This window comes from Pedobacter sp. N36a, assembly GCF_014472395.1.
Lineage (GTDB): Bacteria > Bacteroidota > Bacteroidia > Sphingobacteriales > Sphingobacteriaceae > Pedobacter.
The window spans coordinates 351,627-376,055 of sequence record NZ_JACSZW010000001.1 but is presented as its reverse complement, the minus strand read 5'-3'; the positions used below and the strand labels follow the sequence as shown (position 1 = coordinate 376,055).

26 protein-coding genes are annotated in these 24,429 nt (G+C 39.4%); 12 read left to right on the top strand and 14 right to left on the bottom strand.

Features of this window, described 5'->3' with window-relative positions:
• Positions 1-17: 17 nt before the first annotated feature.
• Positions 18-674 carry a protein-L-isoaspartate(D-aspartate) O-methyltransferase gene (locus H9X96_RS01815; RefSeq protein WP_187664628.1) on the top strand — a complete coding sequence of 219 codons (657 nt, stop codon included), beginning with the start codon at positions 18-20 and terminating at the stop codon, positions 672-674.
• Between the two features lie 16 nt (positions 675-690).
• Here the strand turns inward: H9X96_RS01815 and smpB are convergent, their stop codons facing one another.
• From smpB to H9X96_RS01800, 3 genes are all read right to left on the bottom strand, one after another.
• Positions 691-1,140, bottom strand: a complete 450-nt coding sequence (gene smpB / locus H9X96_RS01810; RefSeq protein WP_182961031.1) for an SsrA-binding protein SmpB — start codon at positions 1,138-1,140, stop codon at positions 691-693.
• A 96-nt stretch (positions 1,141-1,236) separates the two neighbouring features.
• Positions 1,237-3,099, bottom strand: coding sequence for an Nramp family divalent metal transporter (locus H9X96_RS01805; RefSeq protein WP_187664627.1), 1,863 nt, complete (start codon positions 3,097-3,099; stop codon positions 1,237-1,239).
• A gap of 2 nt (positions 3,100-3,101) precedes the next feature.
• Entirely contained in the window at positions 3,102-3,755 is a 654-nt protein-coding gene (locus tag H9X96_RS01800; protein ID WP_187664626.1) for a metal-dependent transcriptional regulator, read from the bottom strand.
• Between the two features lie 137 nt (positions 3,756-3,892).
• On the opposite strand from H9X96_RS01800, the gene H9X96_RS01795 reads away from it, so the two are divergent.
• Complete coding sequence (locus H9X96_RS01795; protein ID WP_048906633.1) at positions 3,893-4,363, top strand: Lrp/AsnC family transcriptional regulator; 471 nt, start codon at positions 3,893-3,895, stop codon at positions 4,361-4,363.
• Positions 4,364-4,444: 81 nt separating this feature from the next.
• On the opposite strand, the gene ung is transcribed toward H9X96_RS01795, so the two are convergent.
• Together ung and H9X96_RS01785 are read right to left on the bottom strand one after the other, a co-directional pair.
• On the bottom strand, positions 4,445-5,140 hold the full coding sequence (gene ung, locus H9X96_RS01790; RefSeq protein WP_187664625.1) for a uracil-DNA glycosylase: 696 nt from the start codon (positions 5,138-5,140) through the stop codon (positions 4,445-4,447).
• A 3-nt stretch (positions 5,141-5,143) separates the two neighbouring features.
• Positions 5,144-5,656, bottom strand: a complete 513-nt coding sequence (locus H9X96_RS01785) for a thioredoxin family protein (RefSeq protein ID WP_187664624.1) — start codon at positions 5,654-5,656, stop codon at positions 5,144-5,146.
• A gap of 124 nt (positions 5,657-5,780) precedes the next feature.
• Here H9X96_RS01785 and H9X96_RS01780 point away from each other — a divergent pair, with 124 nt between their 5' ends.
• The gene (locus tag H9X96_RS01780) at positions 5,781-6,320 is read left to right on the top strand and encodes a hypothetical protein (RefSeq protein WP_062549735.1); all 540 of its coding nucleotides are present in this window, start codon (positions 5,781-5,783) and stop codon (positions 6,318-6,320) included.
• Between the two features lie 46 nt (positions 6,321-6,366).
• On the opposite strand, the gene H9X96_RS01775 is transcribed toward H9X96_RS01780, so the two are convergent.
• From H9X96_RS01775 to H9X96_RS01750, 6 genes are all read right to left on the bottom strand, one after another.
• Positions 6,367-6,579: a hypothetical protein gene (locus tag H9X96_RS01775; protein ID WP_187664623.1), complete on the bottom strand. Its 213-nt coding sequence runs from the start codon at positions 6,577-6,579 to the stop codon at positions 6,367-6,369.
• Between the two features lie 86 nt (positions 6,580-6,665).
• Positions 6,666-8,387, bottom strand: a complete 1,722-nt coding sequence (gene lysS, locus H9X96_RS01770; RefSeq protein WP_187664622.1) for a lysine--tRNA ligase — start codon at positions 8,385-8,387, stop codon at positions 6,666-6,668.
• 149 nt (positions 8,388-8,536) lie between these two features.
• Positions 8,537-10,444 (bottom strand): long-chain fatty acid--CoA ligase, encoded by a 1,908-nt coding sequence (locus tag H9X96_RS01765; protein WP_187664621.1) that lies wholly within the window; start codon positions 10,442-10,444, stop codon positions 8,537-8,539.
• Positions 10,445-10,559: 115 nt separating this feature from the next.
• Complete coding sequence (locus H9X96_RS01760) at positions 10,560-10,886, bottom strand: iron-sulfur cluster assembly accessory protein (protein ID WP_062549731.1); 327 nt, start codon at positions 10,884-10,886, stop codon at positions 10,560-10,562.
• Between the two features lie 59 nt (positions 10,887-10,945).
• Positions 10,946-11,359, bottom strand: coding sequence for a Fe-S cluster assembly scaffold IscU (iscU, locus tag H9X96_RS01755; RefSeq protein WP_062549730.1), 414 nt, complete (start codon positions 11,357-11,359; stop codon positions 10,946-10,948).
• 66 nt (positions 11,360-11,425) lie between these two features.
• Positions 11,426-12,637 (bottom strand): IscS subfamily cysteine desulfurase, encoded by a 1,212-nt coding sequence (locus tag H9X96_RS01750; RefSeq protein ID WP_187664620.1) that lies wholly within the window; start codon positions 12,635-12,637, stop codon positions 11,426-11,428.
• A gap of 124 nt (positions 12,638-12,761) precedes the next feature.
• Here H9X96_RS01750 and mce point away from each other — a divergent pair, with 124 nt between their 5' ends.
• The 8 genes from mce to H9X96_RS01710 all read left to right on the top strand — a co-directional run bounded on the left by mce (position 12,762) and on the right by H9X96_RS01710 (position 18,493).
• A complete protein-coding gene (gene mce / locus H9X96_RS01745) occupies positions 12,762-13,169 on the top strand; it encodes a methylmalonyl-CoA epimerase (protein WP_187664619.1) in 408 nt (135 codons plus the stop codon).
• 3 nt (positions 13,170-13,172) lie between these two features.
• Positions 13,173-13,460, top strand: coding sequence for a hypothetical protein (locus H9X96_RS01740; protein ID WP_187664618.1), 288 nt, complete (start codon positions 13,173-13,175; stop codon positions 13,458-13,460).
• Positions 13,461-13,555: 95 nt separating this feature from the next.
• Positions 13,556-13,804: a type B 50S ribosomal protein L31 gene (locus H9X96_RS01735; protein ID WP_062549726.1), complete on the top strand. Its 249-nt coding sequence runs from the start codon at positions 13,556-13,558 to the stop codon at positions 13,802-13,804.
• Between the two features lie 71 nt (positions 13,805-13,875).
• The gene (locus tag H9X96_RS01730) at positions 13,876-15,042 is read left to right on the top strand and encodes a putative sugar nucleotidyl transferase (protein WP_187664617.1); all 1,167 of its coding nucleotides are present in this window, start codon (positions 13,876-13,878) and stop codon (positions 15,040-15,042) included.
• Between the two features lie 68 nt (positions 15,043-15,110).
• Positions 15,111-15,875: a triose-phosphate isomerase gene (tpiA, locus tag H9X96_RS01725; protein WP_187664616.1), complete on the top strand. Its 765-nt coding sequence runs from the start codon at positions 15,111-15,113 to the stop codon at positions 15,873-15,875.
• Positions 15,875-16,714: a 50S ribosomal protein L11 methyltransferase gene (gene prmA, locus H9X96_RS01720; protein ID WP_187664615.1), complete on the top strand. Its 840-nt coding sequence runs from the start codon at positions 15,875-15,877 to the stop codon at positions 16,712-16,714. The genes tpiA and prmA overlap by 1 nt, the downstream gene beginning before the upstream one ends.
• 53 nt (positions 16,715-16,767) lie before the next feature.
• Positions 16,768-18,123 carry a UDP-N-acetylmuramate--L-alanine ligase gene (gene murC / locus H9X96_RS01715; protein WP_187664614.1) on the top strand — a complete coding sequence of 452 codons (1,356 nt, stop codon included), beginning with the start codon at positions 16,768-16,770 and terminating at the stop codon, positions 18,121-18,123.
• 40 nt (positions 18,124-18,163) lie between these two features.
• Positions 18,164-18,493 carry a helix-turn-helix domain-containing protein gene (locus H9X96_RS01710; protein ID WP_187664613.1) on the top strand — a complete coding sequence of 110 codons (330 nt, stop codon included), beginning with the start codon at positions 18,164-18,166 and terminating at the stop codon, positions 18,491-18,493.
• Positions 18,494-18,503: 10 nt separating this feature from the next.
• On the opposite strand, the gene H9X96_RS01705 is transcribed toward H9X96_RS01710, so the two are convergent.
• Entirely contained in the window at positions 18,504-19,622 is a 1,119-nt protein-coding gene (locus tag H9X96_RS01705) for a GNAT family N-acetyltransferase (RefSeq protein WP_187664612.1), read from the bottom strand.
• A 72-nt stretch (positions 19,623-19,694) separates the two neighbouring features.
• A complete protein-coding gene (locus tag H9X96_RS01700) occupies positions 19,695-19,880 on the bottom strand; it encodes a hypothetical protein (RefSeq protein WP_062549719.1) in 186 nt (61 codons plus the stop codon).
• 647 nt (positions 19,881-20,527) lie between these two features.
• Here H9X96_RS01700 and H9X96_RS01695 point away from each other — a divergent pair.
• Complete coding sequence (locus H9X96_RS01695) at positions 20,528-21,190, top strand: acetyltransferase (protein ID WP_187664611.1); 663 nt, start codon at positions 20,528-20,530, stop codon at positions 21,188-21,190.
• Between the two features lie 305 nt (positions 21,191-21,495).
• On the opposite strand, the gene H9X96_RS01690 is transcribed toward H9X96_RS01695, so the two are convergent.
• A complete protein-coding gene (locus H9X96_RS01690; protein ID WP_255430948.1) occupies positions 21,496-24,390 on the bottom strand; it encodes a two-component regulator propeller domain-containing protein in 2,895 nt (964 codons plus the stop codon).
• Positions 24,391-24,429: the final 39 nt, after the last annotated feature.

Below are 24,429 nucleotides of genomic sequence, written 5' to 3'. Positions count from 1 at the left end.
AAAGCTATTTTTGGGTAATGGCATATAAGTTTGTAGATAATTACAGGGAGCGTGGAGCGAGAAAGAGATTGGTTACTCATCTTGAGGGTAGAGGCATCACCGATAAAAGGGTGCTGGACGCCATTGGGAAAGTACCCCGTCATTTTTTCTTTGATGAAACTTTTTGGAATCAGGCTTATAAAGATATTGCTTTCCCTATTGGCGATGGACAAACCATTTCACAGCCTTATACCGTAGCTTATCAAAGTGAACTGCTCCACATTAAAAAGGGAGATCAGGTATTGGAAATCGGAACAGGTTCGGGTTATCAAACTTGTGTGCTAATGGAGCTTGGGGCCAATGTGTATACGATTGAACGTCAGGAAAGCATTTACCGCCATACCATTCGCGTTTTGCCAGGCATGGGATATAATGCCCATTTTTTCTTTGGCGATGGCTCTAAGGGTATTGTGGAGCACGCGCCTTACGACAAAATTATTGTGACTGCAGGAGCACCATGGGTTCCTGAAACGCTATTGAAGCAACTGAAAATAGGTGGTATTCTGGTGATCCCTGTGGGTGATGAAAATACCCAGAAAATGGTCACCGTAATCCGCGTCAGTGAAACAGATTACGATAGGATTGAACTGGATACCTTCCGTTTTGTACCTTTAGTAGGAGATCAGGCCTGGTAGGTGAACATCCAGGCTTTTATTCTTTCATTGCACGATCCATTTCTCTTTTGGATTCTCTGTCTTTAATACTGTCTCTTTTGTCGAATTCCTTTTTACCCTGAGCCAAAGCAATCTGAATTTTTGCATACCCTCTGTCGTTGGTGTAAATCCTCAAAGGGACAATGGTATAACCTTTTTCTTCGCTTCTGAATTTTAACTTCTTAAGTTCTTTCTTATGGAGCAGTAAAACCCGGTCACGTTTGATATCGTGATGGTGGAAAGAGCTGTGGCTATATTCGGAAATATGTAAGTTTCTAACATAAAGAACATCACCTATGAACATGCAGAAGGCATCGGACATATTCGCTTTACCTTGTCTGATGGCTTTAATCTCAGTACCCAACAGGGCTAATCCGGCATTAAATTCCTCTACAATATGGTAATCGAAGTAAGCTCTTTTATTTTTAATTTGAATATCGTTCTTCATTTGTATCAATTTTCACAAAGCCCGGCAGAGATTTATTCTATGCCGGATTTTATAAGAATACCGCTAATATCCGAAAGAAATAGGGATTTCTGAATTTTATCGGACAATTAATACGGGAATAGTTACTTTATGTCTCACAGAGTTCACTGTAGTTCCTAAAATCAGGTCTTTTAAACCTTGGTGGCCATGCGCGCCCATTACTAATAATTCCAGGTCGTTTTGTTTACTGATGTCTACAATAGCGTTCACAGTTCCTCCGTAGCCAATGTGAGCGGTAGATTTATAACCCAGCGCTTTTAAATTTGCACGGTATTTCTCCAGGTTTTCTGCATCACTTAATGTTTCAGCGTCCAGCGCTGCTTTACCATGATACCTGGCAACAGCCGTTTCCACAACATGAATCAGGTAGTAATCCGCCTTTTTTCCGCCTTGAATCAGGGCGTGGCGAATGGTGTTCCGGTCATTCTTTGAGAAATCAACAGTGATGCCGATGCGTAAGTAATTGATTTTCTCCACCTCTTCAATATCCAAAGCATCGCCATGTGGTACATTGTGCTGTTCTTCCTTTGCCCTATTCAGGAGTGGGTAAATGAAGACATATAATAACAATAAGCCGATCAGGATGGCTGCAGGAATAACCAATACATATAAGTACCAACTGTGATTGTCGCTGGTCCAGCTGCTAATTTCTTCTATTACGAGTTTCACATTTAGTGCCACAATAAGGATGGAGCTGATCCAGGCCAGGACTTTTACCCATGGCTTGATGGCGAAGCTTTTCATCGTTTTTTTATCCGAAGTGAAATGAATCAATGGAATCACCGCAAAGCCCAGCTGTAAACTCAATACCACCTGACTCAAAATCAATAATCCACCTAAAGCATTGTCGCCGAGAATTAAGATGGTAAAGAAAGCAGGAATAATCGCAAGTAAACGGGTAATTAAACGACGCAGCCAAGGCTGGATTCTCAGCTTTAAATGGCCTTCCATCACGATTTGGCCTGCAAGGGTACCGGTTACTGTCGAGCTTTGCCCGGCAGCAATTAAAGCAATGGCAAATAATGCAGGGGCCACATCTCCAAAGATGTTTTGCAATAATCTGTGGGCATCCTGGATCTCCGCAACCTCATGTAAGCCGTTTTTATAGAAAGCTGCTGCGGCAAGGATCAAGATTGCTGCGTTGACAAAAAATGCCAGATTTAGGGCGACTGCAGTATCGATGAAATTGAATTTGATGGCTTCTTTAATGCCTTTCTCGTCACGCTCAAACTTCCTGGTCTGCACCAGAGAAGAGTGAAGATAGAGGTTGTGGGGCATTACTGTCGCTCCAATAATCCCGATGGCAATATATAATGCTTCACCTGATAACACAGAAGGTTCAAGTCCCTTAACGATTTCTTTTAGATTCGGTTCTACAATAAACATCTCCACCAGAAAAGAGAGACCTACAATAAATACCATCGACACGATAAAGGCCTCCATTTTACGCATGCCTTTATTCATCAGAAATAGCAGCAGCACGGTATCAAGGATAGTCACACTGATTCCCCAGATTAAAGGCAGTCCGAATAATAGCTGTAAACCAATGGCCATACCGATGATTTCCGCGAGGTCACAGGCAATAATCGCGGTTTGCGCAAGACCAAATAAGGGAATGTTAATCCATTTAGGGTAGGCATTTCTTGAGGCCTGAGCTAAATCCAGTCCTCTAACGATTCCCAATCTGGCACTTAAAGATTGCAGGAGCAGGGCAATCAGATTGGACATTAACAGGATCCAGATCAGCTGGTATCCGAATTTACTACCTCCGGCAATGTCTGTGGCCCAGTTTCCAGGATCCATGTAACCGACACTCACTAAATATGCAGGGCCGATGAATGATAAAATACGACGCCAGCCTTTGCGCTTGCTGGTGTCTACACTTTGATTTACTTCGCTTAGAGATTCGGAATGCTTCATTTTTAGATCCTGATGAGTATGTGCTTGGCTATTTCTCTGGTGACACTTATTTTCTTTTCTTCTACAGTAATTTCTACGGATCCATCAAATTGATTGATGGTACTAATGGTTAACGATTTTCCAAGGGTAAGGCCCAATTTCTCTAGGTGCTTTAAAAAAGCAGAAGAATGTTCACTGACACCCATAATCAGGCCCCGATCATCTTTTTTAAGCTTACTGAGCTTTATAAATGGAACGAAATCGAAATTTCCGTTTTTGTCAGGAATCGGATCACCATGGGGATCATTTTTTGGGAAAGCTAGGAATTCATCGAGCCGCTCCACCAGTTCCTGAGAATTGATGTGCTCGAGCTCTTCCGCAATGTCATGAACTTCATCCCATTTAAAATTTAATTTTTCCACTAAAAACACTTCCCAAAGGCGGTGTTTCCTGATCACATTGATCGCGGTTTGTCGGCCGGCAGGAGTTAAATGTGCACCCTGATATTTTTTATAGAGGATTAATTCCTTTTCTGAAAGTTTTCTCAGCATATCGGTTACGGAAGCAGCCCTGGTCTGCATTTTTTCAGCAATCGCATTGGTCTGTACTGACCCTTCATTGTTCTGCGATAAATGATAGATGATTTTCAGGTAGTTCTCTTCTGTGAATGATTGCATTTTTGTGTATCTAACTAAATGTTTAGACAAATCTAAAAAATTAAAGAGAAATAAACTACAATTATTTGTACGATTTGTAGAATAAAATTTGGTGATTTTACGTTGGTAGTCTACCTTTGATCATATTTTAAACACAGATGGCAGCAGAATTAGATAAAACAGACTTTAAAATACTGAAACTATTACAAGAAAACGGTAGGATTACCAACCTTCTTTTATCCCAGGAAATCGGACTTTCTCCGGCACCTACCTTAGAAAGGGTACGTAAACTGGAAATGTCGGGTTTCATAAAAAGTTATCATGCCTTGGTAGATGAAGAGAAGCTAGGTTTAGGAATAAAAACTTTCATCCAGGTTCAATTGGATTTTCATAAGAACAACACGATTCAGATTTTTCTGGATGAAGTGAATCAAATCAAAGAGATCACAGAATGTCACCATGTAACCGGACAAGCAGATTTTCTGTTAAAGGTGTATGTGAATGACATCAAAGCCTACGAGCGTTTGATTATGGATAAGATCAGTAAGATCTCCGTGGTGAAAACTTTTCAAACGATGATGATCATGTCTACGACAAAGAAAGAACCAATCGTTCCATTGGAATACTAATATTCAAGGAGGAGAAAAACAGGGGGATCCTGTTTTAAGATTAAAAGGGCTGAGACAATGATGTTTCAGCCCTTTTGGTTTTTAGCTGATTTGCCAGTTGATCGGGCTTTTTCCTTCTTTGATCAATTGCGCATTTGTTTTTGAAAATGGCTTGCTGCCAAAAAAGCCATTGTACGCTGAAAAGGGAGAGGGGTGAGGTGAAGTGATCACGGTATGTTTACTCGTCTCTATCAAGGCGATTTTCTTTTGCGCATAGGCGCCCCAGAGAATGAAAATCAATCCGGTTCTTTTTTCTGATAATTCTTTAATAATGTTGTCGGTAAAGGTTTCCCAGCCTCTTTTCTGGTGGGAGCCCGCTGTTTTTGCCCTGACAGTAAGTGTGGCATTTAACAAAAGTACTCCTTGATCTGCCCATTGGCTGAGATTTCCATGGTCAGGTGCTTTGAATCCTTCAATATCAGTATTGAGCTCTTTATAAATGTTTTTTAAAGAGGGCGGAACGGTGACTCCTTTTTGCACGGAAAAAGATAAGCCATGTGCCTGTCCGGGACCATGATAAGGATCCTGTCCAAGGATCACCACCTTCACTTTGTCGAATGGTGTATGGTTTAAGGCATTAAATATGGCATTGGTCTTCGGATAGATCTCATGACCCTGTTCCTTTTCCTCCAGTAAAAATGTTTTTAAAGCTTTCATATAAGCTTTATCAAACTCTGGTTCCAAATGGGTTAGCCAGCTCTTATCTAAATTCAGTGGCCTATCTATATCAATAAACATATTTTATTTTTTGGCGAAGATACTCAACATATCTTTTTCCAGTGTTGCTCTTGGTGATTCTGTGATGCGGCCCAGCTCTTTTCCTTCATGAGTAAGAATAAAAGTAGGGACGTGACTGATGTTCATACCATCGATCAATCCGTTTTCCGCTTGCTTGCTATGGTCTACGCAGATCAGGGTAATGTCTTTTTCTGGGAAATGCAAGGCATCCATTATTTTGTAAAAATGAGGAACCTGCAGCTGACTGTCGCCGCACCAGGTACCCATCACAATGGTGATCTTCTTACCTTTCATCAAAGGCTGCAAAGCGATGATCGTATTCGCATCTGGCTGGTAAGCCGGATATTCGACATCATATCGTTGCTGCATCTCTGGCAGGGCCTGTAAACCGGCTCTGCTGCAGATATTGATCAATCCCGTCGTATTCCCGGCAGCGTCTTTTGTTTTCTTGTTGATTTCTTGTGAACTGGCTGTCATAGCAAATAATAATAGCGTAATGGTAATTAACTTTTTCATCACAGATTTGGGTTGGTTTTATAGGTTGATCTGGAGCATCCTCCTTTTCTTTATTGAAATTATAAATTAAATCTGCTTTTTGTGATATAAACACGATATTTGCAAAAAATAATTTAAAAGGAATATGCCAAATATAGTTCGCCTTATTATAGGCTTCGCAGTGTTAGGAGGGGCCATCGCCCTGATGGTCTTCGGTTTATGGGGATGGGGAATTTTAGCATTTTTCATCAGTCTTTTAATCCTGGTAACTTACTTCTTCAATGAGAATATGTTGCTTGCACAGTGGTATTTGAGAAAAGACAACATGCCGAAATCGGAAGTTTTCTTAAGAAGAATCACTGATTATGAAAAACAATTGATCAGAGCACAGCATGGTTATTACAACTTGCTGATCGGTTTAATTGAATCGAGAAAAGCACCAATGGCTTCTGAGAAGTACTTTAAGAAAGCACTTACTTTAGGAATGACTATGGATCACAACATCGCATTGGCCAAGTTAAGCCTTGCGGGAATTGCAATGGGAAAGAGAAATAAAAGAGAAGCGCAGATGTATTTAGCAGAAGCGAAAAAAGCCGATAAGAATAAATTACTTGCTGACCAGATCAAACAAATGAAAGATCAGATGGGAATGATGGACAGACAACAACAAGTAAGATATAAATAGGAAATATTAAAAGAATTAATAAAAAGCCACATGAAAATGTGGCTTTTTATTTTTCACTTAATCTGTCAAAGTTCTCGTAGTTATCCTGATTGGATCTGCTGATAATATCATCCTCCATATCGTCTTTTTTTCTACTGAAGAACAATTGCTCCGACTGGATTCTGGTGATCAGCTGACGGATCAGTGTCAAGTCAAAATCTTCTTTGTTGAGTTTGATGCAGTATTCGTTGTCTGTGATTTCTAAACTTGAGCTGTACATGATTTCTAGGTTTTAAATATGCCTAAAATTAAAAAAGGCTTACTACAAATTATGCAGCAAGCCTTTAAGTTTATGTTATGTGTTTGTTAAGCAAACCAAGCTTCAACAGCCTCTTTTGAAGGCATCGTTAATTCCAGCTTCAGTTTCTTGCGCATTCCCCCTAAGTCGTTAAATACCTTATTTGGATTCGCCGCTTTCAACTCTTCAATCGTATTGATGTTCATCTTTCTGATCACAGGAACCCATTCTGCTGGAATACCTGCATTTACGAAATCTTCATCAGTAGTTACTTTCGCTTTTTTCTCTGGTCTCATCTGAGGGAAGAATAAAACTTCCTGGATGGTTGACTGGTTCGTCATTAACATCACCAATCTGTCGATACCCACACCTAAACCTGAGGTAGGAGGCATACCATATTCCAATGCACGAAGGAAATCTTCATCCATGGCCATCGCTTCATCATCACCTCTTTCAGAAAGTTTCAATTGTTCTACCAAACGCTCTTTCTGATCAATAGGATCATTCAGCTCAGAATAAGCATTGGCAATTTCCTTGCCGTTTACAAACAGCTCAAATCTTTCTACCAGGCCTTCTTTGCTTCTGTGTTTTTTAGCCAATGGAGTCATCTCCAAAGGATAATCCGTGATGTAAGTAGGCTGGATTAAGTTGGCTTCAACTTTTTCGCTGAACAACTCATCTATCAGCTTTCCTCTGCCCATAGAGCTATCTACCTCAATATTCAGGCTTTTACAAACTGCTCTGATCTGATCTTCCGTCATACCAGATACATCGATATCTGTATACTTCTGAATAGACTCATACATGGTCAGTTTTTCATAAGGACCTTCGAAATTGATTTTGTGTTTACCTACTTCAATTTCTGCTTTCCCATGAATCGCTACCGTGATTCTTTCCAGGCATTCTTCTACCATGGCCATCATCCAGATGTAGTCTTTGTAGGCTACATAAATTTCCATTGCGGTATATTCCGGGTTATGCGTACGGTCCATCCCTTCATTTCTGAACATTTTACCGAACTCATAAACGCCGTCGAAACCAGCTACAATTAACCTTTTCAGGTAAAGCTCATTCGCAATACGCAGGTATAAAGGCATATCCAGGGTGTTGTGGTGTGTCGCAAATGGACGCGCCGCTGCACCACCGTGAATTGGCTGAAGAATCGGAGTTTCTACTTCCATCCAACCTTGTTCATCAAAGTAGTTTCTCATCGTATTGATGACTTTTGAACGGTTGATGAAAATCTGTTTGTATCCAGGGTTTACCGTAAGATCCACATAACGCTGTCTGTAGCGCAATTCCGGATCAGTAAAACCATCGTAAATATTTCCTTCCTCATCGCGTTTTACCACTGGTAAAGGCTTCAAGGATTTTGATAACAATTTAAATTCTGTAAGGTGTACAGAGATCTCACCAGTCTGGGTAGTGAAAACATAGCCTTTTACGCCTATAAAGTCGCCCAGATCCAATAACTTCTTGAATACGGTATTGTATAAGGTTTTATCTTCATCAGGGCACAACTCGTCTCTTTTTAAGTAAACTTGTATTCTTCCTGTCGAATCTTGCAATTCTACGAAGGCAGCACTCCCCATAATTCTGCGGGTCATGATACGGCCTGCAATGCTGATGTTCTTATAGGCAGTCTTATCTCTTTCGTAGTTAGCTAAAATATCTGCGGCATGGGCATTGATTTCAAATGCTTCAGCAGGGTAGGGATCGATCCCTAATTCACGAAGTTGGTTTAGCGAATTTCTACGCAACAACTCTTGTTCTGATAGTCCTGTACTCATATTTGTGATCTGTCCGGCCTCTTGCCGGAAAAGGTTTATTTTATGCTGATTATATTCACAGAATTCTGTGATCTCACAAAAATAGTGATTTGTGAGGTTTTTAAACGATTAAAGGAGGCATTAATATAACATTTGTTATAAAAGGAGTTTTAGTCGGCCTCCACTTCTTCCTGATACATCTCGTCGATGTTTGTGGCATACTTACTTTCAATTACCTTTCTTTTTGCTTTCATGGTTGGCGTAAGTTCTCCATCTTCAATGCTAAAAGGGTTTCTTTTGATCTTGAAGTTCTTGATGCGCTCAAACTTGGCCAGCTCGTTAGAGAGTTTTTTGATGTCTTTAGCCATCCAGTCGATGATTTCTTTATCTTCAATAAATAGCTGCGGCTGCTGGAAAAAGGATTCTGTTAATTTAAATTCCTCCTGCAGCGTTTCTCTATTTGGAATAACAATGGCGGTCAGGTATTCTCTTTTATCACCAATAAGGAACAATTGTTCGATTTTAGGACTTTTCAGGTAAATGTTTTCTACCGGAGTAGGGTATACATTTTTACCGTAAGCATTGACGATCATGTTTTTTAAACGGTCGGTGATCTGGAGATTTCCTTTGTAAAAACGGCCAATGTCACCGGTGTGGAACCAATTGTCTTTATCAATGGCTTCTGCGGTTTCTGCAGGCTTGTTAAAATAGCCTTGCATCACACAATGTCCGCGGACAATGATTTCGCCTTCTGCACATTCAAAATCCTCCTGAAAGGTTTCATGCGTTTGAATATTAATAATTTCTTTAGTTTCTACATTTTGAATGCCGATCTCAATACCTGGAATGACACGGCCAACGGTACCATAAACTTGCCTGTGGTATTCCGTAACAGCCATTACCGGGGAAGTCTCTGTCAGGCCAAAACCTTCCAGAACTTTAATGCCTAGGTTTCCGAAAAACTCACCTACATTTTTAGGCAATGCTGCACCGCCGGATAGCATGAATTTTAAGCGGCCACCGGTTTTTTCTTTGATTTTGCTGAATACCAGTTTTTCGGCAATTGCTTTTTTAGCCGATAAGACCAAGCCAGGGGTTCTACCTGCTTCTTTTTCGCTGCGGTATTCTTGTCCGATGTCTAAAGCCCAAAGGAAAATTTTTGCTTTGAGGCCACCGTCTGCAGTACCGCTTTTGATGGCTTTGTCGTGGATTCTCTCCAATAATCGAGGCACGCAGCTCATCACCGTTGGTTTGATCTCTGCCATGTTTTTGGCCAGCAGCTCTAAACTTTGTGCATAAGCAATCTTACAACCCTGGGCACAGCAGACATGGTAGGTTGCTGTACGCTCAAACACATGAGATAGGGGTAGGAAAGATAAAAAAGTTTCTGTTTCGTCGATGATAGGGATTTGCTGCAAGCAAACTTTCACGTTTTGTACAAAGTTGTTGTGCGAAAGGACGACTCCTTTTGGTGTGCCTGTAGTACCGGAAGTATAAATGAGTGAGGAGGTATCTGAAGGGCGCAGGGATTCACGAATGTGGGTAATCTCCGCACGTCTTTCCTCGCTCACCGGACTTTCCAGTAACGTAGAAAAAGGGATGATTTCTGCCTTCATTCCTTCTGGCAAAGCAATCTTTTGATAATCTGGAAAAACTGGGATGATATATTCCAGGTTTCTACAGTTCTCTGCTATTTTGGTTACTTTTTTATATAGAAAAGGATTGCCGATCAGAATTGCTCTGATTCCTGAATCATTGATGATATAAGTAACTTCTTGTTCGGATAGCGTAGGGTAGATGGAAACGTTAATTGCACCAATCTGCTGGATCCCCTGATCATAGTAAACATAGTCTGGAGAGTTTTCGATCATTAAGCCCATCCGGTCACCTTTAACAATTCCTTTGTCGAGGAAAAATGAAGCTACAGCATCTGCACGTTCCAGTGTGGTTTCAAATGAGATTTCTTCCCAGTCTGCATTCTTCTTGTGAATGAGAAAAGTCTCGGTGGGTTTATGGATGTTTTCCACCACATTTCTCAAGAGACTTGGGACGGTAGAAAACTCATTAAATGTTACCATGGTAATTTATTTTGTTTGATTGGAGGAACAATGATAAACTTTTCTTTGTAAAGAAAAAATCAGTTCATGAAAAAAGGGCACATCAGTGCCCTTTTAAATCAATAAGGTTTAGGAATTAAACAGAGAAACTCTCGCCACAACCGCAGGAACGACTGGCGTTAGGGTTATGGAAATTAAATCCTTTTCCGTTTAGACCATCTGAAAAGTCAAGTTCAGTACCGGCAAGATAAAGGAAGGATTTCATGTCTAATGCTATCCTGATTCCTCTGTCTTCGAAAAACTGATCTCCGGTTTTTTCTTCGTTATCAAAATCTAAATTGTATGATAAACCAGAGCAACCTCCACCTTTTACAGAGACGCGCAAAAAATAAGTATCATCCATCTGCGCATCTTGCATCAGGTGATCAATTTTGCTTTTTGCTTTATCGGTTATCGTAATCATCGTTTTAAAAATTAAAGTTTAGCATCACAAATCCATTGCCTGCCAAACTATGATTGAAATTAGTGATGAGATTTAGGCATTGCAATTGGCTCCATACCGTTTTTAACACGGTAATCGTTAATTGCAGATTTGATCGCATCTTCAGCCAATACTGAACAGTGGATTTTTACCGGCGGCAAAGCCAATTCTTCCACGATGTCCATATTGTCGATGGTCAAAGCCTCATCTACAGTTTTTCCTTTTAACCATTCTGTAGCTAAAGAAGAAGAAGCAATTGCAGATCCGCAACCAAAGGTTTTGAATTTTGCATCTGTGATCACATTGTTGTCATCTACTTCAATCTGCAGGCGCATTACGTCACCGCACTCAGGTGCGCCAACTAATCCTGTTCCGACATTCTTGCTATCTTTATTTAAAGTACCAACATTTCTAGGGTTGGTATAATGTTCCATTACTTTTTCTGAGTATGCCATTTTGTTTTCCTCCAAATCTCCGTCTCCGGGGATTGTATTTAAATATTGTTTATTAATGGGTGCAGCTTAGTGCTCAGCCCATTCAATTTTACTTAAGTCAATTCCTTCTTTAAACATTTCCCATAGTGGAGAAAGTTCTCTTAAGTGATTTACTGCTGCTTTAGTGTGCTCAATAGCGAAGTCAATTTCTTCTTCAGTCGTGAAACGACCCAATCCGAAACGGATAGAAGAGTGTGCTAAATCATCAGAAAGACCTAAGCTTTTTAATACATAAGAAGGTTCTAATGAAGCGGAAGTACAAGCAGATCCTGAAGATACTGCAAGGTCTTTCATTGACATCATCAAGCCTTCACCCTCTACATATTTGAAGGAAATATTCGCTACATGCGGCAAACGGTGTGCTGTGTTACCATTCACATAACTCTCTTCCATTTGAGACAAAGCGCCCTCTAATTTATCTCTTAATGCAGATAAACGTTTTGCTTCTTCATCCATTTCCAAACGGCAAAGTTCACATGCTTTACCTAAACCAACGATACCAGGTACATTTAATGTTCCTGAACGCATACCGCGCTCATGACCGCCACCATCGATCTGTGCAGTTACTTTAACCCTTGGGTTTTTGCGGCGTACATATAATGCACCAACGCCTTTAGGGCCATACATTTTATGTGCTGAAAATGCCATTAAGTCAATACCATCAGCGTTTACGTCTACAGGAATTTTTCCTACAGTTTGTGTCGCATCAGTCATGAATAATGCACCATGCTTATGGGCAATAGCAGAAATTTCTTTAACTGGCTGAATTACGCCGATCTCATTGTTACCATACATGATGGTTACTAAAATCGTTTGTTCAGTCATTGCAGCTTCAAGTTCCTGAAGATCGATCAGACCATCAGCTTTCACTTGTAAGTAAGTTACTTTAGCACCTAGTTTTTCCAGGTGTTTACAGGCATCTAAAACTGCTTTGTGCTCAGTAGTTGCGGTAATGATATGGTTACCTTTGTCCTGATACATTTCGTAAACTCCTTTGATACCTAAATTGTCCGCTTCTGTAGCACCTGAAGTAAAGATGATCTCTTTATCAGTACAGCCAATTAGTTTCGCCACTTGTTCACGAGCGTAGTCAACACCTTCTTCTGCCACCCATCCAAAAGCGTGGTTACGGCTGGCAGCATTACCAAATTTGTTGGTGAAATATGGTAGCATCGCTTCTAATACCCTTGGATCAAGAGGAGTAGTCGCATTGTTATCTAAGTAAATAGGAAGTTCCATCGTATGTAATTATTCTTAATAATAGACAAATGTACGAAAAAAGAATGCCAACAATTATAAATAATAGCTATGACCGTATAGGTAAAACCTGCATTTTTACATTTTTCTAACCGTTTAACTAATTATGAAAAAGATAGAGCACATCGGTATTGCTGTAAAAGACCTGGATTTTTCCTGCGATCTTTATGAGAAATTATTGAATACCGCTTGTTATAAAAAAGAAGCGGTGCTTTCTGAAGGGGTGAATACCGCGTTTTTTCAGGTCGGAGCCCATAAAATTGAATTGCTGTCTGCCAGTACCGCGGAAAGTCCGATTGCAAAGTTCCTGGAGAAAAAAGGAGAGGGCATTCATCATATTGCTTTTGATGTAGAAGATATTCTGGCGGAGATGCAACGGTTAAAAAATGACGGTTTTGTGCTTTTAAATGAGGAGCCTAAGCTGGGTGCCGACAATAAACTGGTCTGTTTTCTTCATCCGAAAGGGACAAACGGTGTATTGGTAGAACTGTGTCAGGAGATAGTAACCTTATAGAGGATGGAAGATATAAAAGCATTAAGCAGCATTGTCGGGAAAGACTTTGAGGTGGAAGAGATCTGGACGGAAGCGCAGATTAGGGAGCGATTGGTACAAGCTTTTGCGTACCTGCTCGATAATGACATCTCAAAAATGATGAACATCTTGTACCGAACAGATGTAGATGAGGAGAAATTAAAAAGTCTTTTGATCAGTAATTCCGAACTCCCTTCGGCTGAAGTCATTGCTGACGCCTATTTAAGGCGGCAAAAAGAGAAAATCGAGACCCGAAAAAAGTATAGTAGATAATTTTTCATGACTTCCTTGCTAATGAAAAATAATTTTAGGATATTTGCAACCTTAAAAATAAGCGAGAAATAAGGAAATAATAATATAAAAGCATCATGAAAAAAGATCTGCATCCATCAAACTATAGATTTGTAGTATTTAAAGATATGTCAAATGAGTACTCTTTCTTAACGAAATCTTGTGTAGATACTAAAGAAAGCATCAAATGGGAAGATGGTAACGAATACCCTCTATACAAATTAGAGATTTCTCATACTTCACACCCTTTCTATACTGGTAAAATGAAGTTAGTAGATACAGCTGGTCGTATCGATAAATTTAAAACTCGTTACGCTAAGAAGTAATTCTACCAAAAAAGTAATTATTTTAAAGTCCCGGTGCTGTTGCTTCGGGACTTTTTTTATTTTTGTTGCTTATGACAATCAATTTATTTGATGATAATGCCTGGGCATCCTTACGTCCGCTATCTTTCACAAGACCGGTTGCCGACCTCCGTGTCGGAATTTTAACCATAGCTCAAAAATGGGAGCGGCATTTAAATGCCACTGCCGGCTTTCTTACCATTCCTTATCTTTCTATTAAATATCCTGCACAGGTAGGCGCGAGCTTATCCATTAACGGATCAGTCTGTCCTGATGAAGGCTTACTGGAAGCGATAGATCGTTTACGCGATGGTGAGGCGCTAAAGCAGCAGGAATTGCTCATTGCTTACCGGGCGCCTTATGGGATGCTTCCAGAGGAACTGAACACACTGAAAGCAGTTGTCTATGAACCTTCCATTATCAGAATCCTCCATCCGGAAGATGTTTTTAAAAACAACGATACAGAGCTGAGAAAAGACTTTAGTTTATTGACAAAGGGTCGTTCTTCCGCAATATTAAGCAGTACTAACGTGATACTTGGAGAAGAAGTCTTTGTAGAAGAAGGTGGAGGAGCGGAGTGTGCAACATTGAACAGCTTAAGCGGACCAATTTATGTGGGTAAAAACAGCCAGATCTGGGAAGGAGCACACATTCGTGGATCCTTTGCATTATGCCATGACTCACAAGTAAAAATGGGTGCGAAAATCTACGGACAGACTACCATAGGTCCATTTAGCCGGGTTGGCGGGGAAATCAATAACGCCGTGATCTGGGGGTATTCCTCTAAAGGCCATGAAGGTTATCTGGGCAACTCTGTAATGGGGCAGTGGTGTAATATTGGTGCAGATACGAATAACTCCAACCTTAAAAATAACTATGCCTCGGTAAAAATCTGGGACTATACCCTGGATGATTTCAGGCAAACAGGCATGTTGTTTTGTGGAATGATCATGGCTGACCATGCAAAATGCGGCATCAATACCATGTTCAATACCGGATCCGTTGTAGGTGTAGGAGCCAATATTTTTGGCGCCGGATTCCCTAAAACCTTCCTTCCTGATTTTTCATGGGGAGGGGCACAAGGATTTGAAACTTATCGCCTGGAGAAGATGTTTGAAACAGCAGAACAGGTGTTTATGCGTAGAAACTTGCCTTTTGATGAGAAAGAAAGAAATATATTAACCGCTGTATTTGAATTGACTAAGTCATACAGGAGTTAATTATCACTAAAAAAACAGTAGAATTGAAGCCTTTATCTTAGCTTCATGGCGCTAAAACAATAAAAATTATGACCAGAAAAAAAATCGTTGCCGGAAATTGGAAAATGAATTTAGATTATGCCGAAGGGATATCTTTATTCTCAGAAATTGTGAACATGGTAAGAGATGAGAAAAAAGGTGACCAAATCGCCATCATCTGTTCTCCATTTATTCATTTAAACAGTTTGGCACAATTAGGTGGTGAAACCGTTAAAATTGGTGCTCAAAATTGTCACCAAAACGAAAGCGGCGCTTTTACAGGAGAGACTTCTGCAAAGATGATCAAATCTGTAGGCTGCGAATATGTCATCATCGGACACTCAGAAAGACGCCAGTATTTTGCGGAAACTGATGAGTTATTGGCTCAAAAAACAGTAATTGCTTTACAAAACGGCCTAACGCCACTTTTTTGTATCGGTGAAACTTTAGACGAAAGAAATAATGGAAGTTATTTTGATGTCCTTAAATCTCAATTGGTAAACGGTGTTTTTGGTTTAGAAGCTGCTGATTTTGCTAAAATTGTGATCGCTTACGAACCAGTTTGGGCAATCGGAACAGGCTTAACCGCTTCTTCTGAGCAAGCACAGGAAGTTCATGCTTTTATCCGTGCTGAAATTGCTACTAAATATGGTATTGATATCGCAGAAGGTACGAGCATCCTTTATGGTGGCAGCTGTAATCCGAAAAATGCAGCAGAATTATTCGCTCAGCCCGATATTGATGGTGGCTTAATCGGTGGTGCTTCATTGAAATCTAGAGACTTTACTGACATCGTTAAAACTTTCAATTCTTAATGCAATACATCAAGGTAACATTCAGCTTTACAGCGATAGAAGAATATCAGCAGGATTTGCTGATCAGTGATTTGGCGGAGATTGGCTTTAATACATTTGAAGATACCGAAAATGGCTTTGCCGCATTTATTGACCTGGACAGTTATTCGTTAGAAAATCTAACGGAAGTGCTGGACAGTTATAAAGAAGAACTGGAAATTACGTACGACATTACAGAGATTGCAGCGGAAAACTGGAATGAGGAATGGGAGAAGAATTTCGAACCCCTGATTATCGACGAGCAATGCTATGTAAGGGCGACTTTCCATCAACCTCAGCCACAATACCAATATGAGATTGTGATTGATCCTAAGATGGCTTTTGGTACTGGTCACCATCAAACCACCACCATGATGATGCAATATATTCTGTCTACCGATGTTCAGGGGAAAAATATCCTGGATATGGGCTGTGGAACAGGTATTCTTGCAATTTTAGCCGCTAAAAAAGGTGCAGCATCATTGGTCGCGATTGATAACGATGACGTGTGTTACCTGAGTACCTTAGAAAATGCTGAGCTGAACGGTATTCAGCACTTAACCGCTGCCTGCGGTGGTAAGGAGACCATTCCTCAACATACTTTCGACATTATTCTGGCAAACATCAATAGAAACATTTTATTAGACCAAATCCCTACTTATGCTGGTGTTCTCGCCTCAGGAGGAAGTATTTTCTTCAGTGGATTCTATGAAAGTCCAGATCTGGATATGATTAGAATAGCTTGTGAAGCTTTGCAGATCAGGTATGTGGATCATAAGAAAATAGGAGAATGGGTGGCTGCCCAGTTTAAAAAAGATTAAAGATCAATACCGCTTCGGCGGTATTTTTTGTACCTTATTTTTATCATTGAAATATGCGCATACATTTTATAGCAATTGGCGGTAGTGCCATGCACAATCTGGCCATTGCCTTACATAAAAAAGGTTATCAGGTGACAGGTTCCGATGATGTTATTTTTGAACCTTCAGGAAGCAGATTAGCCCGACATGGTATTTTGCCGGAGCAAATGGGCTGGGATGCCAATCGGATTACAGCAGATTTAGATGCGGTAATTTTGGGAATGCATGCCTTGATGGATAATCCGGAATTGCTGAAAGCTCAGGAATTAGGCCTCAAAATCTATTCTTACCCGGAATATATTTATGAGCAAACCAAAGATAAACTTCGCGTAGTGATCGGTGGCAGTCATGGGAAAACCACCATTACTTCTATGATTCTTCATGTCTTAAATTATTATAACCGCGATTTTGATTACCTGGTAGGTGCTCAGCTGGCGGGATTTGATACGATGGTGAAAGTCACAGATGAAGCTCCGCTCATCATTATCGAAGGAGATGAATACCTGGCTTCTCCTATAGACAGGAGACCGAAATTTCATTTATATAAAGCAAATATTGCGGTAATTAGCGGAATTGCCTGGGATCATATCAATGTTTTCCCAACTTTTGAAGATTATACCCGCCAGTTTGAATTGTTTATCGATACCATTCAACCGGAAGGAAAATTGATTTACTGCACTGCCGATGAAGATTTAAATCAATTGGTGGCCAGGTCTACTGCTAATGTACAGAAAATAGGATACGGGATTCCTCAGCATGAACTGAAAGATGGGCTGACTTATCTTTTACCCGAGCATATCGAATTAAATGTATTTGGAAATCATAACTTGATGAACCTCAATGCGGCACGTTTGGTTTGTGAAGCTTTAGGACTGGACAATGAGCAGTTTAATGCGGCTATTTCATCCTTTACAGGCGCTGCAAAAAGACTGGAAGTGCTGATTAAAAAGGACCATACCAACGTTTATAAAGACTTTGCGCATTCTCCCTCAAAGTTGAAAGCAACCATAGAAGCCGTGAAAACACAGTTTACGGAAAGGAAATTGGTGGCGTGTATAGAGTTACATACATTTAGTAGTTTGAATAAAGAATTTTTAGCACAATATCGAGATACCATGAAACAAGCTGACTGTTCCATTGTATATATCGATGAAGAAACTTTTAAACATAAAAAGATTAAACCATTTAGCAAATTAGATGTGCAAAATGCGTTTAATTGTAATGAATTACAGTTTTTTAATAATTCTGACGAATTAAAAGATTACTTTATGAGTATGAATTTTAATCACACAAATTTATTATTAATGAGCTCTGGTAATTTTGGTGGTTTAGATTTAGTGAAATTGGCACGTGAGTTGACTACCAATTAACATCAAGTACAAACTAGAATAATACACCTAAATTTATCACATGAATATCATTGGAAAAAACATTAGACAATTACGCCAGAAGAACGGCTGGAGCCAAGGGGAAGTGGCCAAACGTCTAAATATTTCAATTCCTGCCTTTTCAAAAATAGAAACAGGTATTACAGATATTAACATCTCTAGATTAGAGCAAATTGCTAACCTATTCCAGGTATCGACGATGGATATCATCTCCAAAGAAGGTGAAAACCCTCAGTCACTTAATTTTGAAGAAATTAATACACTTAAGGATAAACTTGCTTTAAGAGAAGAGGAAATCATTAAGCTTCAAAAGAAGGTGATTGACCTTTATGAAGAGATCCGCGAAAGATAGGCTTGCGCTATTAAAATATTTTACGTAGCGTCAGGTGTCGCTTGCCAAAAGTGGCACCTGTTGCTTCATGTATCGACAGCATCTTGTCGTTAAAATCTCCCACCCAACTCAATTCCAGCTCATCATATTGATTTAAAGGCAGCACATATTCTTTAAGTTTAATAAAAAGTGCAGATTCTAATCCATGTTTCTGGAAAGATTTCTTGGTTCCCATTACGATTGCACGCATTCTGTTAACGCCAACCCAGCGTTTGTAAAGGAACATTAACTTCTCAATTAAACCCAATTTACCTTTAAACCCCTTGATCATCTGATTGGCATCAGGAATGATCACCACAAAAGAGGCGGGTTCCCCATTGATGTAAGCGAACCAGATCAGCTTTTCATCCATAATGGTTTCCATTTTTTTAAAGCTTTCCTGTAAAGTTTCTTTTTTAATGGGAACGAACTTCTCAAAATCCTGCCAGCCATCGTTGTAGATTTCCATTAGGTTCTTTACGTATTTTTCAGCATTCTTCTTGGAGAAATGTTCAAAAGTATAACCAGGTTTATTGGCTACCCAGTTGGCAATTTTGGTAAAACGTTCTGGGAAAGGCTTTCTAACCGCAAGGTGATTGGTAATTTGCTCATAAGACTTCTCAAATCCGTAGTTTTTGAAAAAGTCATGATAGTATGGGTGATGGTAATTCATTCCGTAAGAAGGCGGCGTAAAGCCTTCTACCAGCAAACCCCAGAAAGAATCATTCTCCCCGAAATTGATTGGGCCATCCATCGCTTCCATTCCTTGTTCCTGCAGCCAATTTTTTGCGGTATCAAACAGGAGGAAGGCTGCATGCTGATCAGCAGTACATTCGAAAAAGCCCATGCCGCCAGTAGGCTGCTCATATTGGTGGGCTTTTTTATCGTTGATAAAAGCAGCAACGCGGCCAATAGTTTGGCCTGCAGTATCTTTTAAAATCCAGCGGACACATTTTCCATGGTTAAAGAAGGTGTTTTTCTTCGCATCAAATATTTGCTCAATATCATTATCTAGTGGACAAATCCAGTTGGGGTCATTTTTGTAAAGAAAACGGGCCACATTTAAAAATTCCTGCTTTGTCTTTGAATCGGATACGGGTATAATCTGCATGTATGCTGGGCTGAATTAAAATAAAAAGCATCCCCATAGGGGGATGCTTAAAGATATACTATGTACTATTCTTTAATAATCGTCGTCATCGTCGTCACTGAAATTATCGAAGCCATCCAGATCATCTAAAGGCATGTCAAAGTCGTCGTCCTCATCTTGATACGACTTCTTGTTGCCGGTTTCTTCACTTGAATCATCGATGTCAGTTTCAGGGTCAACTAATGAACTTTTGCTAGTAGGTTTTTTTGGATCTTTCATTACAAAAAAATAAATTCAGTAAGGTTTGTATTGATACGTTAAAATTACAAAAAATCTTTTTAAATATACACAACAGTGTTTATTTGATTTTTTCGTGCATCAAAATTAGTATAAAAAATTTTTATGGGAAGAGTTATTTAAAAAAAAATCTCAATTGGACAGGGCTTAATTTCCAGTATAATTTTTATTGAAATCTGCCCCTAATTACAGAAGAATTTCTCCTGATTTGATAAATATGTGGATGCTTAAATACTTTAGCGATCAGTTCAATTGGAATTATATTTTTTTGGAAAATTAATAGAACGGAAATGAGGAGCTGATCTTTTTTTAAGTCTCCTAGAACCAATAACTTGAGCTTAAAGCTAAGCTTCACTCTTTTGAAAACTGTGAAGCTGAAACACTAAAAATGTAAATAGGGTTTACAATCGAACATTTATCCAGGCACCGATCAAAAGAGGATTGCTTTCATTGGATGATGAAAATAGGTACAGCTAAGTGGTCCAATGGTTGATTTTATAAGAAGGTTTTTTTAATTAATTGACTGTAAATCTGTGTAATATGTATTGCTCAATAGCGCTGTTTGTGTCATGTTTATGCTCATTTTAATATATCTTTAATTGACATATCCAAACGAAAGACATAATATTATGAAAGTAGTTATTTACGGAACTGGAAAAATGGCAGAATTTATTTGCTATTCTTTTAACAATGATAGTCCTCATCAAGTGGTCGCTTTTTGTGTGGATCACGCCTACGTGCCTGAACCCGGTACTACACTTCTTGGATTGCCCATCCTTAGTTTTGATCAGGTTTTAGACGATTATCCTAAAGAAGACTACGTGATGCATATTGCAATCGGCAGAAATAGTGCCAGAGAAATTCTTTATTATAAAGTAGAGGAAGCTGGATATGGTTTTGCAAATTACATCTCCTCAAAAGCAAATCTCTGGCCGGATTTAATAGTCGGACAAAATGTTTTTATAGATCAATGCTGTGATATTCAGCCTTTTGTTGTTGTTGGTGATAATTGTATGTTAATTGGTGCGCGTATCGGCCACCATTGCACAATTGGAGATAATGTATTGCTCTCTGGTAATATCCTTGCTGGAAATGTGAAGGTGGGGAACAATTCTTTCCTAGGCATCAATTCCTCTGTGAAAGAAGATGTGATCATCGGAAATCATAATATTGTTGGTGCTGGGGTATTTGTGAAAAAGAATACAGGCGATGATGTCATCATTTCCAATCCACCAACAATTCAAAGGATAGGGGACGCGAAGCGGTTTACACTTTTTCATAAAATAGCTTAACTGCTACAATTAAAAAAAGTTTTATTGGATACCTGGACAAATTAGCAAAGGACTGGACTGGACCTTGCTACAAAAAATATAGGGCAAAAAAAATGGTAAAGTTTGAGGCTTTACCATTTTTTAACACACAAATGAAACCTGAATTGAGATATAGTTTTAGGTTAGGTAAAATATCTTTGATCAATTCTATAAGAACGCTTTTTACAAACTATGTTTGTTTTAATATCTATAACAAGATTAGTGCAAATTTAGATATCAATTCTTTTTACTTAGTAAGTGGTACTTATAATTGAGTAAACGGTAATTTATGGGTACATAGGGATAGAAATGGATACAAATGTACCTGATAAACCAGTTTGCTGTACACTAATCTGTATAGGATTTGCTTCTACCTGGTTCAATAAATGGATGCGTTCTTTAGTCAAATCCATTCCTTTACTCTGGTGTTCTCCTTTTTTATTTTTCAAAGAGTTTTCAATTCCGATACCATCATCTATGATTTTAATGATGAGGTGGTCCGGACCATGCAGGTCAATGAGGATATCGATTTTTCCTCCTTCCTCTTTAGGCATAATGCCGTGCCATATCGCATTTTCAATATAAGGTTGTAAAATCATGGAAGGAATCATCGTTTCTTCCTTATCGATTGCAGGGCTCACCCGGATCTGATAGATTAGCTTATCTCCAAACCTTTTCTTTTCCAGGCTTAGGTAAAGCTCCAGGTAATCCAGTTCTTCTTCCAATGTAATGAAACTTCGGGTACAGATTTCCAGGTTTTTCCGGATCAGCTTTGCAAATCCTGTCAGGATTTTATTGGCAGAATTGGTATCTTTTGTATTGATATAATGCTGAATAGAATTCATCACATTAAATACAAAGTGGGGATTCATCATCGCTTGTAAAGCTCGCTGTTCCAGCATCAGTATTTTATTCTTCAACAGCAATTGTTCCTGTTCTTTGTTCTTTTGACGGCGTGTAACTACTACTGCCAACTTATAAAAAGCAAGTCCTGCAAGTAAAAATATCAGCAAGAGGAACCAGGTCGTCTGCCAGAAATAAGCTTTCAGCACAAAGCTCACCTTAGCAGGGCTGCTCCAGCCACTGTTATTGGATTTTGCAGACAGTTCAAAAATGTAAGCTCCAGGCTCTAAACTAGAGAATTCAATCCTCCGGCTTCTGGTCTCGGTCCATGGTGCATCAGGCTTTAGGCGATACCGGTATAAAATGTTTTTATTCTGGAAATCAATAGCACTGTAAAAAAACGTAATACTATTATTTGAAGGCTCCAATACATGATCCGGATGGTTCATGCCCAGTTTGTTTTTATTGTTCAGCACGGAAGTGATGTACACTTTTGGCGCTTCATTTTTGTGAATAGAGTAGTTCACATCAAAATAAACCAGGCCGCTGTTGGTTGCGAAATAGGCATTTTTATCTCCTATAAATAAGCAATTGACATCATCAGTCAATAAGGAATTGGTAAAACCAAAGGATTCTACTACCGCTTTGTCATTTTTGAAATCAATCTTATTGATGCCGTTATTGGTCACTACCCAGGTTTGATCGTCTTTTACAAACAGCCTTTTACAAATGTTATCTGCCAGCCCGTCTTCCTGAGTGATGACCTTTAAAATACGGCCATTTCTCATGAATATTAAGCCATTTCCATCTGTCGCCAGTACAAGGGTGTGATCAGAAAGCTCCTGAATGTCATTGATTCTTTTCGTTAACAGTGGTTGTTTAACATATAAATTGGTCAATATGCCTTTAGAAAATAGCGAAAGCCCATTCACATTAGAAAACCAAAGTTGCTGCGCCTCATCATAAAACACCCGGTAAGAGCGGTTGTTAAAGAAATCTTCCCCTTGCTTAAAGGACAATGAGGTGAATTCGAACCTTCTTTCGCGGTCTGGGAGGATCACTACTCCAGAGGAAAGGGCCAATGCCAGATTTTTTCCTGCAGCAATGCTAAAGCTTTTGATCACAAACATAGAATTATTGGTCTCCTTCAGGAAATCAATTTGCCGATTGTTCTGTTTTATGTTGTTAATCCTGCCCAGGCCATAATCAGAAGCAAAATAAATGGCATGGTTCAAGGAGTCAAAAGCAAGTTGTTTGATGATGTTGTATTTTTTTTGATCTGGCAATGCGATTTTACTAACCATCCCATCTTTAAGTTCTACGATATTGATTTTTGCTTCATCAAGACCAAGCCAAAGCCTGTTGCGGTCGTCTTGGGTAATGCTTTTTACGATATCACTGCTCAGTCCATAGCTTTTATTAAACACGTATAAGCGTTCATTTTGCTGTGGCAGCATATAAATACCATTAGTAGTGGTAAACCACATATTCCCTTTTGCATCCTTGATAACTTGACTGGAAGCGATGTTATTCAGATAGCGCCGGGTATTTCCATCCGCTTCCACATGTTGAATCCCTGAGGCATTACTCACCCAGAGGTCCATATTCTGATCGGTATAGAAATATCCAGGATCATTGTTCAGGAGGTCTGGACTCAGCTTTATCTTCAGTAATTCCTGGCTGCCTCTTCTGATGTTCAAGCCCTTTTTATCTAGATAGGCCATGGTTTTATTCGGTAGATTCAGGGCTGTCTTATAAGACAATGGCAAACTTTCATGTGGAACAACTTTGAAAGTGTTATGCTCCATGACTCGCACAGAGGTATTGCTGATCGCCCATATTTTTCCCTGTTCATCCTCATGGATAAAGGTATTGATAAATTGACGGTCGTGGTTTGCCGAAATATATTTGGTGATCGATTTCCCATTGTACATCACGAGGGTGTTCTTATTGGTACCCAGCCAAATCCTTCCTCTGCTGTCCTGAAAAAAAGAAACAATCACTGCATTGAATTTTAACAGTTTTAGCAGCTGGTTATTGGTTTCATTGTAGATTTTACCGTTAAAAAAATAGCTGAGCTGACCATTTAAAGCCAGAAACCAGATTTTTCCAGCTTTATCTTCCTTTAATTGCAGGATTTGATTGTCTGGTAAACCATCATTAACAGAAAAAGTTTCAAAAATTTTCCCGTCAAAACGACTTACTCCTGCATCCGTCGCGATCCAGATATAGCCTTTACTATCCTGCATGGTATAAAAGCAATTGTTGCTGGGCAAGCCGGCTTTGGTGTCAAAATGCTGGAGGTACGTGCTTTGAGCAAAAACCGTTATGCTGCCCAACAGGCAAATAATAAGGGAAAGAATTAGCCTTATGACTAT